The following is an 18,019-nucleotide window of genomic DNA, read 5'->3' on the forward strand; positions in this document are numbered from 1 at the left end:
TTGGGCCTATGGATGATTCAGATTATTTACGCCTGCTGACCATTGCGGCCGAGCAAGCCAACACTTTCCTCTCCAATGCCCGCAAATGGGAGCGTGAGCGTTGGGTTTGCCAGCGCCTGCTGCAAGGCCTGAACATTCCCTATCGCGCCGACGAATTTGCCCCCGCCGGAGAGCCGCCAGACGTGTTGTTTCGCGACGCGAATTTCGAGGTGTTTTTCGTACTCGACGAGGGCCGGCGCCTTAACGACGAATGGCGCGATGAGCTGCAACGTCGGCGCAGCGCTTTTTCCCTGAGCCAGTTGGTGCGCCGTGAAGCCAAGCCCCGACGCATCCCCGCCAATGAGTTTCTGCTGAGACTGGCGCCGACCTTGCGCAAAAAAGCCCACAACTACCAAGAGCGCGGCATGGACTTGGGAGATCTGGACATCATCGCCTTCGCCAGCCTCAAGCGCGAAGTGCTGGACCTCAACAGCCATTTTCCGCCACCCACCGAATACCTGCGTCAGGGCTGGCGCTCGCTGTCGCTGGTCGGCCCGACCTTTGCCCGAGTGTTATTCGCCCATCCGGATGCTCCGGATTTTCTGCGCGGCAATCTGGGTCGCAGTATTGTCTTCGACGTCGGGATCAGTCTGTGAGTCCCGCCGCAGATACCGGCAACACTGCACAGGATGGCGAAATCACTGGCCGAATGTTACAACGCGTAATCATTCGCCCGAACCACATGCACCGTTCGACGTTTGCAGACAAACCGCTGTAACGTCTGCACATTCAGCTACGTCTACCTGACGAGGCCTTTATGACCAGCCGCCTGAACCCCGAAGACCAAAAGCATGTCGAAGAGTACCTGCGCCTTTCCCAGCACCAAGTCGAGCGCCGGCCTTTCCGGCCGTGGATGCTCCTGGTGATGGTGTTGGCAGTGACCATTGGTTTGGGCCTGTTGAGCCGCCTTATCAGTTACCTGACGCTATGAGCTGCCTTGCGCTCGCTCGGTTGACTGCACCGATTTCTTTTAGCCTTGCGAGATATCCCCATGACTCATCGTATTGTCATCATTGGCGGCGGCGCCGGCGGTCTGGAGTTGGCTACCCGTCTGGGTAAGACTCTGGGCAAGCGCGGCACGGCCAGTGTAATGCTGGTCGACGCGAACCTGACCCACATCTGGAAACCGCTGTTGCACGAAGTGGCGGCAGGTTCCCTGAACTCTTCCGAAGACGAACTCAACTATGTTGCCCAGGCGAAATGGAACCACTTCGAGTTCCAGCTTGGGCGCATGAGCGGGCTCGATCGCGAACGGAAGAAAATCCAGCTGGCCGCCACTTATGACGAAGCCGGTCTGGAACTGGTGCCGGCGCGCGAAGTGCCTTACGACTCGCTGGTGATTGCCGTCGGCAGCACCACCAACGATTTCGGCACTCAGGGCGCGGCGCAGCATTGTTTGTTCCTCGATACCCGCAAACAGGCCGAGCGCTTCCATCAGCAATTGCTCAACCACTACTTGCGTGCCCACGCCGGACAAACCGACACGGTGCAGCAGATCAGCGTGGCCATCGTCGGTGCTGGCGCCACCGGCGTCGAACTGGCGGCGGAACTGCACAACGCCGCCCATGAACTCGCGGCCTACGGCCTGGACCGGATCAAGCCGGAAAACATGCACATCACCCTGATCGAAGCCGGACCACGGGTACTGCCAGCCCTGCCGGAACGAATCGGCGGGCCTGTGCATAAGACCCTGGAGAAACTCGGGGTCAACGTGATGACCAATGCCGCGGTCAGCGAAGTGACGGCAGACAGCCTGATTACCGCCGACGGCAAAGTGATCAACGCCAGCCTCAAAGTCTGGGCCGCCGGGATTCGTGCGCCGGGTTTCCTCAAGGACATCGATGGCCTGGAAACCAACCGCATCAATCAGCTGCAAGTATTGCCGACCCTGCAAACCACCCGCGACGAGAACATCTTCGCTTTCGGTGATTGCGCGGCCTGCCCACAACCCGGCACCGACCGCAATGTGCCGCCGCGCGCCCAGGCGGCGCACCAGCAAGCTTCATTGCTGACCAAATCGCTGAAACTGCGGATCGAAGGCAAGACCCTGCCGGAGTACAAGTACACCGACTATGGCTCATTGATCTCGCTGTCGCGTTTTTCGGCTGTGGGTAACTTGATGGGCAACCTCACCGGTAGCGTGATGCTCGAAGGCTGGCTGGCGCGGATGTTTTACGTGTCGCTGTATCGCATGCACCAGATGGCGCTGTATGGCGCGTTTCGTACGGCGATGTTGATGCTGGGCAGCAAGATTGGACGCGGGACTGAGCCGCGGCTGAAGCTGCATTAATACACATCCCATTGTGGGAGCGGGCTTGCTCGCGAAGAGGTCAGTACATTCAACATAGATGTCGTCTGTGCTGCCGCTTTCGCGAGCAAGCCCGCTCCCACATTTTTTATTCATCGCCCTGCTGATCTGTGTCTCACTGTATCTCCCCCGCTGATTCCATCCCTTCGCTTACAAAGCCCTCCTTGCGCGACACAGTAGCGATACACCACGCCCACTAAATGGCCACACCCGAGCAAGGCACCGCCTGCTTCGGTCATCGCCGCATTTGCGTGGCGTCCTTTATTGAGCGGTTGTGTCGTGCAACCCAGGAGATTTGTAATGTCCCGTACCACTACTCTCAGCAAGAATACCGTTGGCCTGCTCGGCGCAGTCCTGGCCGGCGGCATGATGTTGTCCGGTTCCGTATTCGCTTCGCAGCCACTGACTCAGGGCTACCTGCTGGCCTCGGCCGAACAGGTCATCAAGACGCCTGAAGGCAAATGCGGTGAAGGCAAGTGCGGCGATGCCTCGATGGGCAAAACCGACACCGATGACGACGGCAAGGTATCCCGTGCGGAATTGCTGAAAGTCGCACCCAAAGCTGACTTCGACAAGATCGACACCAACCATGACGGCCAAATCGACGAACAAGAGGCTTTTGATAACGTGAAAACCAACTACGAAGCCAATGGCAAAAAAATGCCGAAGGGTTTGTTCGAGCACCTGAAAGACAATAGCTAAGCCCCTGAAGCCCCAAGCCCTGCCTCTCCACCGAGAAGCGGGGCTTTTTTTGCATTTGCAGCAGGCAAAAAAAATCCCCGTATCTTTCGATACGAGGATTTTTAATATGGTCGGGGTAAGGGGATTCGAACTCCTGACATCCTGCTCCCAAAGCAGGCGCGCTACCGGACTGCGCTATACCCCGGTAAAAAAAAGGCACCCTTCAAAGGCGCCTTCTTCGATCAGCGCTTTTGGCCTCTGATCTTAAGATTCGATTCCAGCGCTAACTGGTTTCAAAAATGGTGGGTCGTGTGGGATTCGAACCTACGACCAATTGGTTAAAAGCCAACTGCTCTACCAACTGAGCTAACGACCCAAAAATGGTCGGGGTAAGGGGATTCGAACTCCTGACATCCTGCTCCCAAAGCAGGCGCGCTACCGGACTGCGCTATACCCCGGTTTGAAATTGGCTCCGTGACCAGGACTCGAACCTGGGACCCAATGATTAACAGTCATTTGCTCTACCGACTGAGCTATCACGGAACTACATATTTCAATTTACAACAGTGAAGCTTTACTGCGTTCTCTTCGACCCGTTCGCATCGCTGCGTTCGTGTGTCTGAGGCGCGCTATTCTACAATCTTAAGCATCTCTGTCAACCCCCTAAATTGCTTTCAAGTTAATGATTTGCAACTTATTTTGGATTCCTGCTTGGGGAGCGGAAACCCTGGCGGGTGACTTACTGCGGGGCGCACTTTACAAGCATTTTCCTTTGAGTTCAACAGCCTATCGAAAAAAAGGCCTCGCAATGCGAGGCCTCTTTCATTTTGTTGCCGCAGGGGATCAGACGAAGACGATTTCGTCGTTCTCCACCACACCTTTGGCGGTCTCTCCGGGCATGAAACGACCCGACAGGATCAGCTGTGCCAGCGGGTTCTCGATCCAGCGCTGGATCGCCCGTTTGAGCGGCCGTGCGCCATACACCGGGTCGTAACCTACGGCAATCAGCTTATCCATCGCTTCCGGACTGAGTTCCAGCTTCAGCTCACGCTCGGTCAGGCGGCTACGCAGGCGACCCAACTGGATCTCGGTAATGCCGGCAATCTGATCCCGAGCCAATGGCTCGAATATCACCACTTCGTCGACCCGGTTGATGAACTCCGGCCGGAAGTGCGTGGAAATCGCATCCATTACCGCCGCGCGCTGCGCTTCGCGATCCCCTATCAGCTCCTGGATCTGCACCGACCCCAGGTTGGACGTCATGACAATCACGGTATTTTTGAAATCCACCGTGCGGCCATGGCTGTCGGTCAAACGGCCATCTTCGAGCACTTGCAGCAAGATGTTGAACACATCCGGGTGGGCCTTCTCGACCTCGTCCAGCAGGATCACCGAATAAGGCTTGCGACGCACCGCCTCAGTCAGGTAGCCGCCCTCTTCATAGCCCACATAGCCCGGTGGCGCGCCGATCAGTCGAGCCACGGAATGTTTCTCCATGAACTCGGACATGTCGATCCGCACCATCGCCTCTTCAGTATCAAAGAGGAACTCGGCCAGTGCCTTGCACAGCTCGGTTTTACCGACACCGGTCGGGCCGAGGAACATGAACGAGCCGCTCGGGCGATTCGGGTCGGACAACCCGGCACGGGAACGCCGCACCGCATTGGAGACGGCGATCACCGCTTCGTCCTGACCGATCACACGCTGGTGCAACAGGCTTTCCATCTTCATCAGTTTTTTGCGCTCGCCCTCGAGCATTTTCGCCACGGGGATGCCGGTCCACTTAGACACGACTTCCGCGATCTCTTCTTCTGTTACCTTGCTGCGCAGCAACTGGTTTTCGCTTTTGCCGTGCTGGTCGACCATTTGCAGGCTGCGTTCCAGATCCGGAATCACTCCATATTGCAGCTCGGCCATGCGGTTCAAGTCGCCTTTACGGCGTGCGGCTTCCAGTTCCTGACGGGACTGTTCGATTTTCTGCTGGATCTGTGCCGAACCTTGGACTTCGGCTTTTTCCGAATTCCAGATCTCTTCAAGGTCCGAATATTCCCGCTCGTGACGCTCGATTTCTTCCTGCAGTTTTTCCAGACGTTTCTTTGCCGCGTCGTCGCTTTCTTTCTTCAGCGCCTGGGATTCCACCTTCAGCTGAATCAGGCGACGTTCCAGGCGGTCCAGCACTTCCGGCTTGGAGTCGATTTCCATGCGGATGCGGCTTGCAGCTTCGTCGATCAGGTCGATGGCTTTGTCTGGCAGCTGACGATCAGTGATGTAGCGATGACTGAGCTTGGCCGCAGCGATGATCGCGCCGTCGGTGATCGCCACCTTGTGGTGCACCTCGTAGCGCTCTTTCAGGCCACGCAGGATGGCGATGGTGTCTTCTTCGCTCGGCTCATCCACCAAGACTTTCTGGAAGCGCCGCTCGAGAGCCGCGTCCTTCTCTATATATTGGCGGTACTCGTTGAGCGTGGTCGCGCCCACGCAATGCAGTTCGCCGCGAGCCAATGCCGGTTTGAGCATGTTGCCCGCATCCATCGAGCCCTCGCCTTTGCCGGCGCCGACCATGGTGTGCAATTCGTCGATGAACAGAATGATCTGCCCTTCTTGCTTCGACAGTTCGTTAAGCAGGGATTTGAGGCGTTCTTCGAACTCGCCGCGGTACTTCGCACCGGCAATCAGCGCGCCCATGTCCAGAGACAACAGGCGTTTGCCTCTCAGGCCATCCGGCACTTCACCGTTGATGATGCGCTGGGCCAGGCCTTCGGCGATGGCAGTTTTACCCACGCCAGGCTCGCCAATCAGCACCGGGTTGTTTTTGGTACGGCGTTGCAGGACCTGAATGGTCCGGCGAATTTCGTCGTCACGGCCAATCACCGGATCGAGCTTGCCCTCTTCGGCGCGTTTGGTCAGGTCGATGGTGTACTTGTCGAGCGCCTGACGCGATTCTTCGTGGTTGGCGTCATTGACTGCCTCACCGCCGCGCAGGTTGTTGATCGCGTTTTCCAGGGCTTTCTTGCTCACGCCCTGGCCCAGCAACAATTTGCCTAACTTGCTGTTCTCGTCCATCGCGGCGAGCAGCACCAGTTCGCTGGAAATGAATTGGTCGCCCTTCTGCTGGGCCAGGCGATCGGCCTGGTTGAGCAGGCGCGCCAGATCCTGCGACATGTTCACATCGCCAGTCGGATTCTGGATTTTTGGCAACTGGTCGAGCGCCTTGGTCAACTCTTTACGCAGGCTGTTGACGTCAAAACCCACCTGCATCAGCAGGGGTTTGATCGAACCACCCTGCTGTTCAAGCATGGCCTGCATCAAATGCGCCGGTTCAATGGCCGGATGGTCGAGGCCGACGGCCAGGGATTGGGCGTCGGACAAGGCTAACTGCAACTTGCTGGTTAAACGGTCTATACGCATGGGTCACCTTCCTTTTGAGCAGGCCGGACCTATAAACATCCTAAATGAAGAAACCTGCCAGATACCGTTATAGATGCGGTCGATTCTGGAAGATTCAAGCGTCGTGGAGTTGATGCAGGTCAGGCAAGTCTAGCGTTCGAGCCAGACAAGGGAGGCAAACCGGCCGGTGCGTGGGCTGCGGCGGAAAGAAAAGAAGCGAGGATCGGTCACGGTGCAGAAACCACCGCCATAAACAGCGGTAACGCCCCGAGCAGCCAGACGCAAACGCGCCAGCTCATAGATGTCGGCCATGAACTTGCCGGCGTTTTGGCTCGGCATAAAGGCTTGGGCGGCTTCTGGCAATTGCTGGACGAAGGTTTCGCGCACTTCCGGGCCGACTTCAAAGGCTTTTGGGCCAATGGCCGGGCCGAGCCAGACCAGCACGTCTGCAGGCGGCACGGCCAGACTGTCGAGGGTCGCTTCCAGCACACCCGCCGCCAATCCGCGCCAACCGGCATGAGCGGCAGCGACGCGGGTGCCGGCGCGGTCGCAAAACAGCGCTGGCAGACAATCAGCGGTCATTGCCGCGCAGGCGACACCGGGTGTTGCCGTCCAGCTGGCATCGGCAGTGGCCACCAGGTCTGGGTTGGCATGAGCCACGACAATGCCGTGAACCTGCCTTAACCAGGCCGGCTGAATGGAGAAGTGATCGGTAAGGCGGCGGCGGTTTTCGGCGACAGCGTCGGGGCTGTCGTCGACATGATCGCCGAGGTTTAGGCTGTCGAACGGCGCCAGACTGACGCCGCCCGCACGGGTGGTGACGCAGGCTTTCACCCCGGCAGGCGCAGGCCAGTCGGGAATCAGCCAGTCACTCATCCGATGAACGCCTCGCGGTCTTGCTTGAGCAGCGACAGCAACCAGACGAAATCGTCCGGCAGTGGCGATTCCCAGCTCATGCGTTTACCGGTGGTCGGATGATCCAGTTCCAGGAACCGCGCATGCAGCGCCTGACGCGGGAAATTCTTCAAGGATTCGACCATGGTCACACTGGCAGCCGGCGGAATACGGAAGCGACCGCCGTAGGCAGGGTCTCCGACCAACGGGTAGTTGATGTGCGCCATGTGCACGCGAATCTGGTGCGTACGACCGGTTTCCAGTTTCACCCGCACGTGAGTGTGGGAGCGAAAACGCTCGAGCACGCGGTAATGGCTGACGGCTTGCTTGCCACCTTCCATTACAGCCATGCGCTGGCGTTGCTGGCCATGACGACCGATCGGCGCGTTGATCTTGCCGCCGGCTGTCACCACACCAATCACGATGCATTCGTAGATCCGGCTGACGCTGCGGCTCTGCAATTGCGTGACCAGCTGTGTCTGCGCCTGAATGGTCTTGGCCACCACCATCAGACCGGTGGTGTCCTTGTCCAGGCGATGCACGATACCGGCGCGGGGCACATTGATGATGTCCGGCACGTGGTGCAGCAAGGCGTTGAGCAAGGTGCCGTCGGCGTGACCGGCGGCCGGATGCACCACCAGGCCCGCAGGCTTGTTGATCACCAGGATATCGTCATCTTCATAGACGATGTCCAGCTCGATGTCTTGGGCGATCCATTCGCCTTGAGCTTCCTGCTCGGCAGTCAGCTCAAGAACGGCGCCACCGTGAACGATGTCTCGCGGGCGGATAACCGCCCCATCCACAGTCAGGCGGCCGTCTTTGATCCAGGCGGAAAGGCGCGAGCGCGAGTGCTCAGCGAATAGTTGTGCGGCGACTTGATCGAGGCGTTGGCCGCCCAATTCGGACGGCACCTCTGCGCGAAGTTCAATTTTATCGGACATGCTCAGACTAGGCGTCGGCACAGCTTTTGGTTTCGGCTGCGCGCTTGTGGTTAAATACGGCGTCTTTTGCCCCGTGGCTTTTCAACGGGGCGCTCATCATAACAGGACGGCCCCGCCCAAGACAGCGGCCGTCATAGGGACGCAAGCCGCCATGCAAGTGAAACACCTGCTGCTGATCGCCATCCTCGCATTGACCGCTGCTTGCTCATCGAAGGAAGTCGTAGACGAAAACCTGAGCGAAGTCGAGCTGTACCAGCAGGCTCAGCACGATCTGGACAACAATAGCTACACCGCCGCCACAGCCAAGCTGAAGGCCCTGGAGTCGCGTTATCCGTTCGGTCGCTACGCCGATCAGGCTCAACTCGAGCTCATCTATGCCAACTACAAGAATGCCGAGCCTGAGGCTGCGAAGTCAGCCGCCGAGCGTTTCATTCGTCTGCACCCGCAGCACCCGAACGTCGATTACGCCTACTACCTCAAGGGCCTGACCTCTTTCGACCAGGACGTTGGCCTGCTCGCGCGCTTCCTGCCGCTGGACATGACCAAGCGTGACCCGGGCGCCGCTCGCGACTCTTACAACGAGTTCGCCCAGCTGACCAGCCGCTTCCCGAACAGCCGTTACTCGCCGGATGCCAAGCAGCGCATGATCTACCTGCGCAACCTGCTGGCGTCCTACGAGATTCACGTTGCCGACTACTACCTGACCCGTCAGGCCTATGTCGCCGCCGCGAACCGTGGTCGTTACGTGGTGGAAAACTTCCAGGAAACCCCTTCGGTCGGTGACGGCCTGGCGGTGATGACTGAAGCCTACCAGCGTCTGCACCTGGACGAACTGGCCGCAACCAGCCTCGAAACCCTGAAGCTCAACTACCCGAACCACCCAAGCCTGGTGGATGGTCAGTTCGTGCCCTCGAGGGACGAAGCCGACAACCGTTCGTGGCTGAGCAAGGCCACTCTGGGCCTGATCGAATCCCGTCCGCCGCTGCCGCCGGGCCAAACCCGCGCCAATCAGGACGTGCAGAAGCAGTTCCAGGATGCCAAGGATGCGATTCCGAACGAGCTCAAGCCTAAAGATGAAAACGGCGACGTGATCGAAGAAGAAGAGCACGAGTCCGAAGCCAACAGTGCGGACCGCTCGTGGTTCAGCTACATGACCTTCGGCGTGTTCGACTGACGCTGGGGATTGTGCCGAGAAGGCGCCTTTCGAGGCGCCTTTTTTGTTGCCGGATTTCAGGGTTGGGCGTATTGCGCTGTGCGCCTGACCTGTCCTTGGCTAAACTGCCAATTCACTACTCAAAAAGCAGCTCACCATGCTTCGTTTATTGTTCTGGATCGTCCTGATTGCCGCGGCGGTATGGCTCTGGCGCAAGTTCAAAAGTCCTACCTCGGGGCCCCATACACCACGCGAACAGGATGCCCCTCCCATGGTGCGCTGCGCCCATTGCGGCGTACACCTGCCCCGAGACCGCGCACTGAGACTTGAACAGCAGTGGTATTGCAGCCAGGCTCATCTTGAGCAAGGCCCGGGTTCCAGTGATCGCTGAGACATCCAGCCCTGGCAACAAACAGGCCCAGCGACTGCTGCGCCTCTATCACCTCTACCGCTTAAGCGTCGGCATCACCCTGGTGCTGTTGATCTCCAGCAACATGGACAACCAGTTGCTGACGTTCGCCAATGACGACCTGCTGCGCAATGGCAGCTGGTTGTACCTGGTGCTGAATATCCTGCTGGTGGTCTTTCTGGGAAACACCCGGCGCCCGGCGCAGTTGTTCAGCCTGACGCTGGTCGATGTCTTGCTGCTGTGCGGCCTGTTCTACGCAGCGGGGGGCGTGGCCAGCGCCATCGGCAACTTGCTGATCGTGTCAGTGGCCATCGGCAATACCCTGCTGCGCGGGCATATTGGCTTGCTGATTGCCGCGATCGGCGCCCTCGGCATCGTCGGTTTGAGCTTCCTGCTGAGCTTCAGCCACCCCGCCAGCGCCAGCGATTATCTGCAAGTCGGCACCCTCGGCGCCCTGTGTTTTGCCGCAGCATTGTTGGTGCAAGGTCTGGTCCGACGACTGGAAGTCAGCGAAACCCTGGCCGAGCAGCGGGCCAGCGAAGTACTCGGCCTCGAAGCCCTCAACGCACTAATCCTGCAACGCATGCGCACAGGCATTCTGGTGCTCGACGAGCAGCGGCGGGTACAACTGGCCAATCACAGCGCCCTGACCTTGCTGGGGCGGGAAAAACTGGATGGCCAGTTGATCGACGATCATTCGATGCCGTTGGTCGACCGGCTCCAACTGTGGTTCAACAATCCGACTTTGCGCCCGCAAAGCCTGAAAATTGCCAGTAATGGCCTGGAGCTGCAACCGAGCTTCATTGCCCTGGACCAAAGCCCGCACCACCAGACGCTGGTTTTTCTCGAAGACATCGCCCAAATCGCTCAACAAGCCCAGCAACTGAAACTCGCCGCCCTTGGTCGCCTGACCGCCGGTATTGCCCATGAGATCCGCAATCCACTGGGCGCCGTCAGTCATGCCGCGCAATTGCTGCAGGAATCCGAGGAACTGAACAGCACGGATCGGCGTCTGACGCAGATTATTCAAGACCACTCTCAGCGCATGAATCGGGTTATCGAAAACGTCCTGCAACTGTCTCGCCGCCAGCAAACCGAGCCGCAACGGCTTGATCTGCGGCCGTGGCTGGAGCACTTCGTCGCCGAAACCCGCGAAGGGACGACCGAGCGTCAGATTCACCTGTGCATCGGTTCCGGAGACTTCAAAACCCTGATGGATCCGAATCAACTGACCCAGATTCTCGATAATCTATTGCGCAACGCCTGGCGCCACAGCGCCCTGAACCACGATCAGGCGCAGGCCTGGCTCAAACTGTTTGTCGACCCGGACAGCCAGTTGCCGATCCTTGAAGTCCTGGACGATGGCCCCGGCGTGGCGCCGGACCAGCGCACGCATTTGTTCGAACCGTTCTTCACCACCAGCAGCCAGGGTACTGGCCTGGGGCTTTATCTGTCCCGTGAGCTGTGCGAAAGCAACCAAGCCCGCCTAGACTTCAAACCACGCCAAGGCGGCGGCTGTTTTCGCATCACCTTTGCTCACGGACGGAAACAAAGTTGAACATGAGCCCACGGCAAAAAATCCTGATCGTCGACGACGAGCCGGATATCCGCGAACTCCTGGAAATCACCCTGGGACGGATGAAACTCGACACCTTCAGTGCGCGCAACCTCGCAGAAGCGCAAGCACTGCTGGCACGGGAGACGTTCGACCTGTGCCTGACTGACATGCGCCTGCCCGACGGCACCGGTCTGGCGCTGGTGCAGCACATCCAGCAGCGTTCTGCGCAAGTGCCAGTGGCGATGATCACTGCCTACGGCAGCCTGGAGACGGCAATCAATGCCCTCAAGGCCGGTGCCTTCGATTTTCTGACCAAACCGGTCGACCTTACCCGTCTGCGTGAACTGGTCATCAGCGCGCTGAGCTTGCCTGCGCCAGGCGGTGCCAGCAGCGCCATCGACCGTCGGCTGCTGGGTGACTCCTTGCCCATGCGCAGCCTGCGCAAACAAATCGACAAACTGGCCCGCAGCCAGGCCCCGGTGTACATCAGCGGCGAGTCCGGCAGCGGCAAAGAGTTGGTCGCCCGGCTGATCCATGAGCAAGGCCCACGCGCCAGCCGACCGTTCGTGCCGGTGAACTGCGGGGCTATCCCGTCGGAATTAATGGAAAGTGAATTTTTCGGCCATCGCAAAGGCAGTTTCAGCGGCGCCATCGAAGACAAACCCGGGCTGTTCCAGGCTGCTCATGGCGGCACTTTGTTCCTCGATGAAGTTGCAGACCTGCCGCTGGCGATGCAGGTCAAACTTTTGCGGGCCATTCAAGAGAAAGCCGTGCGCAGCATCGGCGGCCAGCAGGAAACCGTGGTCGATGTGCGCATCCTCTGCGCCACCCACAAAGACCTCGATGCCGAAGTCGCCGCCGAACGCTTTCGCCAGGACTTGTACTACCGTCTGAACGTGATCGAGCTGCGGGTGCCGCCCTTGCGCGAACGCCGCGACGACATTGAGCTTCTGGCCAACAATATGCTCAACCGACTGGCGACCGGCACTGGCCAACCCGCCGCAAAACTTCATCCACAAGCCCTCGACGCACTGAAAAGCTATCGTTTTCCAGGGAACGTGCGGGAACTGGAGAACATGCTCGAACGGGCGCACACGTTGTGCGAGAACAAGCAAATCGAAACCAGCGACCTGCGGCTGGCCGAAGGCAACTGCAACCCGGACGGCGGTGTGCCGGACCTGACGCAGATCGACAATCTGGAAGCCTATCTGGAAAACGTCGAACGCAAACTCATCCTCCAGGCCTTGGAAGAAACCCGCTGGAACCGCACGGCGGCGGCTCAGCGGTTGAATCTGTCGTTTCGGTCGATGCGTTACAGGCTCAAGAAATTGGGTTTGGATTGAGGGCCTCTTCGCGGGCAAGCCTCGCTCCTACAAGTATGTGTCGTTCCAAATCATGCGGCACACATAAACCCTGTAGGAGCGAGCGGTGCGGCGATCCGACTTGCCCGCGAAGGCGATCTGACCAACAACAAAGATCGTTCTAGATCCGCCCGGCCGGCGCATACGGCGCAGGATCAATGATCGGCGCCCTCCCCAGCATCACATCCGCAAACAACTGACACGATGCAGGCGCCAGCACCAGCCCGTTACGGTAATGCCCGCAGTTTAGCCAGAGCCCGTCAAACCCTGGCACCCGGCCAATATAGGGAATCCCTTCCGGCGACCCCGGCCGCAACCCGGCCCAATGCCCCACCACTTCGGCATCCGCCAGCGCCGGAATCAACTCCACCGCCGAGGCCTTCAGGCTTTCCAGCGCGGTGTCGGTCGGCGTCTTGTCGAAGCCTTCATGCTCCAGCGTACTGCCAATCAATATGTGCCCATCGCGCCGGGGAATGGCATAACGCCCCTTGGCCAGGACCATGCTCGGAAGGAAGTCCGCCGCGCACTTGTAGAGAATCATCTGGCCTTTGACGGGCTCGACCGGCAGCTCCAGGCCCAGGCTTTTCAGCAAGTCACCGCTCCAGGCCCCGGCCGTCAAAACCACCTGATCACCCGTAATGGCCCCCACCGAAGTCTGCACCCCGACCACCGCAGCGCCTTCACGGATAAACCCGCTGACCTCGCATTGCTCATGAATCGTCACGTTCGGCAGCGCCAGCAAAGCGGCCTTGAGGGATTTCACCAGCCGAGGATTACGCACGTTGGCCACATCGGCCATGTAAATCGCCCGCGAAAAACCGGCGCCCAATACCGGCACCGCATCGTGCGCCGCAGAGATATCCACAGCCCGCAGCGGGCGGTTTTCCCGTTCGGCCCAGGCGAGCGCTTCGGCTTCGTCATCCAGATCCAGCCAATACAACCCGGTGGTATGTACTTCAGGATCGACACCCGTGGCGGCGAACAGACGTTCCGCCAGCTGTGGATAAAAATCCTGAGACCAATGAGCCAGTGCAGTGACCGCCGGGCTGTAGCGCCACGGATAGAGCGGCGAAACGATCCCGCCACCGGCCCAGGACGACTCCTGACCGACATTCGAACGGTCCAGCAGCACAACGCTCTGTACTTCGGACGCGAGATTGAATGCCGTCAGCAGGCCAATCACCCCGCCGCCGACAATCACCACTTGCTGTTGCCTGCTCATGTTCTGATCCAACCGTTCAATAGACAGAGAGCGCAAAGGGCGCCCGAAAATAAACTCAGCGCCCCCAGCAATCCTTGGTGGTCAGGCCGGACGTGGCATTGACCATGCTTCTGACGCCCGTGTTGGTGAGGGTGAAATCACCGCACTTGTCACTCGCCATGCTCGATCCGGCCTTGCGTGTAGCCGTCAGCAGGAAAGTCTGATCGGTCAAGGTCGAGGTGATGGTGTAGAAGTCATTGCCGGCGCTCAGACCGGTGGCGCCGGTATAGGCATTACTCTTCGTATAGAAACGCTCCAGAATCTGCGCCTGCTCGGAAAGCAGCCCGGCCACTTCAGTGCGGTGGCCCTTTTTTACATATTCGGTGAGGCTCGGGTAGCCAATGGTGATGACGATTCCGATGATCGCAATCACGATCATGATTTCGATCAGGGTAAAACCTCGGTTGGATCTGCGCATGCCTCAACTCTCACTTACTGTATTTGTCGCCACATGATGCGACGGCCGCTGCCGCCCCCGGCTTTTTCCACCAGAGTGGTCACACCACCACTGGAGTCGTTCACGATCTTGCGGGTTGCGTCATTGACGACCGCATTCAGGGTCGGGATACCACCGGTGAAGATCACCCCGCTGGAAATCGTGTCAGCACCGTCGACCGTACCGTCTGCATTGGTGTCGAGCACCGCGTAATTGAGCATCTTACCGCTGAACGCATCGAGTTCGACCAGTTTGCCGGTGCCGAAGCTGGCACAGGGATCTGTAGTCTCCATACTGGCTGTGGTAAACACGATTCGCCCCGACACCAGACTGGCCTGATTGATCACCCGCTCCCCCGTCAGCACATTGTTGTACACCAGCGGCAAGTACCAGCCTTTCTTTGCCGGGTAGGTCACTTCGTTCTGGCTGGTGGTGATGAATTGCCCGGTGCTGCCGGAAAAAACGCCGGTCACCGCCTGCGCCTGCAAGCTGGAAGTGGTGATTTGCCCCGCTCCCCCCTCCGCATCCCATACCGCGTAGAACGCCTGCAGATCCTTGTTGGTCTTGTCGGCGGTCTCATTGAGTTTGCCGGTGCCGAAGAACACTTCCTTGCCGCCCGATGCATGATCGGCGAGCAATGGTTGTACGGTGATCGGCTGGGTCGCGCCGCCCGCTGTGGTGAACAACGGTTTGCCGGAAAACGCCACACCCCAGGTATCGGTGGTGGCGCCGCTCAAATCGAACTTCCACAACCGCCCTTTCAGGTCGCCACCATAGGCGGCCTGCACTACATTCTGCGAGTTGACCCTGAGCTTCACTGATGACAGGCCGTTGGTGGTTTCTGTACTGTCGACCACGACTTTCTTGATCAACGTGCCGTCGCGAATATCCACCACATACAGCGCTGCCACCCCGGAGTTGCTGCCATAGCCGTTGGAGATGAACGCGGCCCAGCGACCATCAGCCAAGCGTGCCACTTCCGGGCGCCCATAGGCATAACCCAGATCATTGAAAACGTTCGACGTATCAGCCGTGGCTGGCGCACTGATTTCCCACAACGCCCTGGTCTCGTTACCGGCCGAGGCGTCGAACAGTTGCAGCGCATAGAAGGTTTTGCCGCCCGCCCCTGTTCCACCAATCGCCAGGGTTTTCCAGGCGCTATCGAGTTGAGCATCGAACACGCCGAGCTGACCGTCGACCAGATATTTGTGGCTCACACCATTGATGTAAGTGGAGTCAGCGATGTAGCGCAATGAGGGCAGCACACTGGAGGGCATGTAGGCGTAGCGTCTGACACCGTTGGTCGAGTTGATGACGTTTACAAAACCGTCGTTGGCGTTTACCACCAGACTGGAATTCATGTTGGTGGCTTTGGTGGCGAGGTAGGTGCTGTAGGTAGTATCCCCCACCAGATCGGAGGCGGTTTTGTCCGTGGGCCCGGCCAGCACGAGAGGCGAATTGATGATATCGCCGAGCAACACACTGCGTGTTTTCAAACCGGCTTTATTGATGCCTTTGCTCCACTCCACCAGATCGCTGCCGGTGATACCGGTGGGCAAGCTCTGGTTGAGGGATATCTGCTGGGCCGGGGAAAAATTGCCATAGGCCAGAGTGACAGCGGCGTTGGTCTCTGTATTCCAGGACTGGTAGGTCGGCGCAGTAGCACCAGGTACGATGGTGGTATCGGTCGTCCACAGCACCGCGGCTGTGTTAACCACCCCCGCCGATGTGAAGCCAAAGGACTTGATGATGCCGCGCCAGTCCTTAGGGTCGTAGCTGGTCTGGAGGTAGCTTGAATTGCTGGTCAGGGTCGTGCCGCTGGTCACGCCGCTACCACCCGAGCCGGCCTTGGCGGTGATGTCGCTCAAGGCTGAAGACAATGCGCTGTTGAGCCCGGTGCCGTCGGTCGCCTGGTAGTACTTGCCCTGTCCATAGCTGGCGGCATCCGACAACATCTGGTTTGCCGTGGTGAAACCCACGGTATAGGTGTTGAGGTTCTGCTTGGGAAAATCCAGGGCGTTCCAGCCTTTTCCTGTGATGTCGGCACCCGTGGACCACATGTCAATATCGAAGGCGAACTTGGCGATGTCATCCAGAAACAGGGTATCGCCCTCATCGTCGCCAAAGCGATCTGCGCCATCGTTACTGATACCGTCCCAGTTCGGTAAGCGGTTGTCATCCAGCGGATCGTCGGTCGGAAAGGTGTGATCGTAGGTCGGCAGCCCACCGGTGATTACCACGCCGTAATTTCTCTGGCAGCGATACTGAATCGGACTGGTGTAGGTGGTGGGTGTCGCGTTGTTGTACGGTGCCATGCCACGGAAATAACGGGTGATTTCGTAATAGGCTTCAGCCAGCGGCGTATTGGCCTCGGCGCTCAGTTCGTCGATCGCTGCGATCAGTGCGTTGTAGTTGGTATCGGCCTGAACCTGGGTCACGCTGCCGCTGACTGCGGACAAATCACTGATTGAACGGGCAATGTAACCGCCGTCATTCTTGTGGTTGCCGACGGCCAGGTTGAACGTAGACAGTCCAATGCGCAGCGAGCGATTGCTTGCTACCAACGCCTTGGAAACATTGCGCGCCACATTCATCCGGTAATCATTGGGAATCGAACCATCAGTGAAATCCCGGTCAGCATTGTTCGCCAGGCTTATCAGATAGGACAGGTAATTCGCCGTATATAGGGTGTCCTCGCTCCCCACTGGATCAGGAAGCTTCAGGCAAAGCGAATCCAGACCTAAAATGCTGTTCTTATAAAAACCGTACCATCCGGCCTTCGAGCATGTGCCATGAGTCAAACTCGACAAGGGAATATTGCCATCAGCCACGTCAAGCTCACGGCCTTTGTTGCACGAACCATTGGAGAGGCAAATAGCCACCGGGGGACGTGCGACCGTCGGGTCGAAGCCTGCCGCCCAGATAATGCTGTTCATACCCTTCGAGTCATCGAGTAACAGCATCACATTGGGTGCCACGGCGGCGGCGTTCAACAGCGGCGAGTCCGAGGGGGTGAAGGCGTAAGTCGGCGCTGCCAGATAAAGGCTCAACGCCGCGCCGCAGAACAACTGCAACAACCAACGGCGCCAGCCTGTGTGGGTCTCAGTACTTCGCATAAATACTCTCCACCACACTGCGCGAGTTGCCCGCGATGCCCACAGCGGTCACCCGGTACAGCGTTGCCGACGTGTTGCTCGGTACGTTCACGGCCGTCAGGGTGGTGCCGATGTTCTGCACCCCGTAAAAGCCGCTGCCGGAGGCGATCCAGGTCACCCCCGAGACGGCGTTGAACCCGGCGGCGGTAATGACTGACGCCTCGGCCGGCGGCGCGCATTGGCTGGTACCGCTGCAAACCGGTAATGAATAGGTATTCAGTTGCACCGCGCTTTCACCGACGCGCAACGCCGCTTCCGCGCCCTGGAACGACTGGTTGCGCAGGATCACGCTGCCGGCCATTTTTTCCTGCAACGTAGCGCTTTGCATCGACGAAAGACCGATCAACGTCAGCACCAGCAGAAACACCAGGCTGACCAACAGTGCCATACCGCGCTGGGCGTGAGGGGGCATGGAAGAAATACTCATCGGCCCTCC

The 18,019-nt window shown here is 58.9% G+C and carries 15 protein-coding genes and 4 tRNA genes; 8 read left to right on the forward strand and 11 right to left on the reverse strand.

All coding sequences use genetic code 11. The features are described 5' to 3' along the window. Positions 1 to 8: 8 nt before the first annotated feature. From MEB48_RS15355 to MEB48_RS15370, 4 genes are all read left to right on the forward strand, one after another. Complete coding sequence (locus MEB48_RS15355; RefSeq protein ID WP_237884996.1) at positions 9 to 635, forward strand: DUF1780 domain-containing protein; 627 nt, start codon at positions 9 to 11, stop codon at positions 633 to 635. Positions 636 to 796: 161 nt separating this feature from the next. After that, positions 797 to 970: a DUF3094 domain-containing protein gene (locus MEB48_RS15360; RefSeq protein ID WP_237884997.1), complete on the forward strand. Its 174-nt coding sequence runs from the start codon at positions 797 to 799 to the stop codon at positions 968 to 970. A 60-nt stretch (positions 971 to 1,030) separates the two neighbouring features. Continuing rightward, positions 1,031 to 2,329, forward strand: coding sequence for an NAD(P)/FAD-dependent oxidoreductase (locus MEB48_RS15365; protein WP_237884998.1), 1,299 nt, complete (start codon positions 1,031 to 1,033; stop codon positions 2,327 to 2,329). 318 nt (positions 2,330 to 2,647) lie between these two features. Beyond that, a complete protein-coding gene (locus MEB48_RS15370; protein WP_237884999.1) occupies positions 2,648 to 3,049 on the forward strand; it encodes an HvfA family oxazolone/thioamide-modified RiPP metallophore in 402 nt (133 codons plus the stop codon). Between the two features lie 107 nt (positions 3,050 to 3,156). Here MEB48_RS15370 and MEB48_RS15375 read toward each other — a convergent pair. The 7 genes from MEB48_RS15375 to rluD all read right to left on the reverse strand — a co-directional run bounded on the left by MEB48_RS15375 (position 3,157) and on the right by rluD (position 8,250). Next, a tRNA-Pro gene (locus MEB48_RS15375) sits at positions 3,157 to 3,233 on the reverse strand. A gap of 95 nt (positions 3,234 to 3,328) precedes the next feature. Continuing rightward, a tRNA-Lys gene (locus MEB48_RS15380) sits at positions 3,329 to 3,404 on the reverse strand. Positions 3,405 to 3,409: 5 nt separating this feature from the next. Next, positions 3,410 to 3,486 (reverse strand) — tRNA-Pro (locus MEB48_RS15385). 9 nt (positions 3,487 to 3,495) lie between these two features. Then, positions 3,496 to 3,571: transfer RNA gene (locus tag MEB48_RS15390), tRNA-Asn, on the reverse strand. 300 nt (positions 3,572 to 3,871) lie between these two features. Then, positions 3,872 to 6,436 (reverse strand): ATP-dependent chaperone ClpB, encoded by a 2,565-nt coding sequence (clpB, locus tag MEB48_RS15395; protein ID WP_237885000.1) that lies wholly within the window; start codon positions 6,434 to 6,436, stop codon positions 3,872 to 3,874. A 129-nt stretch (positions 6,437 to 6,565) separates the two neighbouring features. After that, positions 6,566 to 7,291: a peptidoglycan editing factor PgeF gene (gene pgeF, locus MEB48_RS15400; protein WP_237885001.1), complete on the reverse strand. Its 726-nt coding sequence runs from the start codon at positions 7,289 to 7,291 to the stop codon at positions 6,566 to 6,568. Further along, complete coding sequence (gene rluD, locus MEB48_RS15405) at positions 7,288 to 8,250, reverse strand: 23S rRNA pseudouridine(1911/1915/1917) synthase RluD (protein ID WP_095055713.1); 963 nt, start codon at positions 8,248 to 8,250, stop codon at positions 7,288 to 7,290. The genes pgeF and rluD overlap by 4 nt, the downstream gene beginning before the upstream one ends. 151 nt (positions 8,251 to 8,401) lie before the next feature. Between rluD and MEB48_RS15410 the strand changes: the two genes are divergently transcribed. From MEB48_RS15410 to MEB48_RS15425, 4 genes are all read left to right on the forward strand, one after another. Beyond that, positions 8,402 to 9,424: an outer membrane protein assembly factor BamD gene (locus MEB48_RS15410; protein ID WP_237885002.1), complete on the forward strand. Its 1,023-nt coding sequence runs from the start codon at positions 8,402 to 8,404 to the stop codon at positions 9,422 to 9,424. A gap of 136 nt (positions 9,425 to 9,560) precedes the next feature. After that, positions 9,561 to 9,794, forward strand: coding sequence for a PP0621 family protein (locus MEB48_RS15415; RefSeq protein ID WP_237885003.1), 234 nt, complete (start codon positions 9,561 to 9,563; stop codon positions 9,792 to 9,794). Further along, entirely contained in the window at positions 9,784 to 11,370 is a 1,587-nt protein-coding gene (locus tag MEB48_RS15420; RefSeq protein WP_237885004.1) for a sensor histidine kinase, read from the forward strand. Before MEB48_RS15415 ends, MEB48_RS15420 begins: the two co-directional genes overlap by 11 nt. A gap of 2 nt (positions 11,371 to 11,372) precedes the next feature. After that, complete coding sequence (locus tag MEB48_RS15425; protein WP_237885005.1) at positions 11,373 to 12,713, forward strand: sigma-54-dependent transcriptional regulator; 1,341 nt, start codon at positions 11,373 to 11,375, stop codon at positions 12,711 to 12,713. 139 nt (positions 12,714 to 12,852) lie between these two features. Here MEB48_RS15425 and thiO read toward each other — a convergent pair whose 3' ends face one another. Genes thiO through MEB48_RS15445 form a run of 4 tightly spaced genes read right to left on the reverse strand, consistent with a single transcriptional unit; the run spans position 12,853 to position 18,010 of the window. Further along, complete coding sequence (gene thiO / locus MEB48_RS15430; RefSeq protein ID WP_237885006.1) at positions 12,853 to 13,953, reverse strand: glycine oxidase ThiO; 1,101 nt, start codon at positions 13,951 to 13,953, stop codon at positions 12,853 to 12,855. A 55-nt stretch (positions 13,954 to 14,008) separates the two neighbouring features. Beyond that, a complete protein-coding gene (locus tag MEB48_RS15435) occupies positions 14,009 to 14,410 on the reverse strand; it encodes a type IV pilin protein (RefSeq protein ID WP_237885007.1) in 402 nt (133 codons plus the stop codon). A gap of 14 nt (positions 14,411 to 14,424) precedes the next feature. Beyond that, positions 14,425 to 17,544 (reverse strand): pilus assembly protein, encoded by a 3,120-nt coding sequence (locus MEB48_RS15440; protein ID WP_237885008.1) that lies wholly within the window; start codon positions 17,542 to 17,544, stop codon positions 14,425 to 14,427. After that, positions 17,531 to 18,010, reverse strand: a complete 480-nt coding sequence (locus tag MEB48_RS15445; protein WP_237885009.1) for a pilus assembly PilX family protein — start codon at positions 18,008 to 18,010, stop codon at positions 17,531 to 17,533. The genes MEB48_RS15440 and MEB48_RS15445 overlap by 14 nt, the downstream gene beginning before the upstream one ends. Between the last annotated feature and the right edge of the window lie 9 nt (positions 18,011 to 18,019).

This window comes from Pseudomonas sp. PGPR40 (assembly GCF_022014505.1).
Taxonomy (GTDB): Bacteria; Pseudomonadota; Gammaproteobacteria; order Pseudomonadales; family Pseudomonadaceae; genus Aquipseudomonas.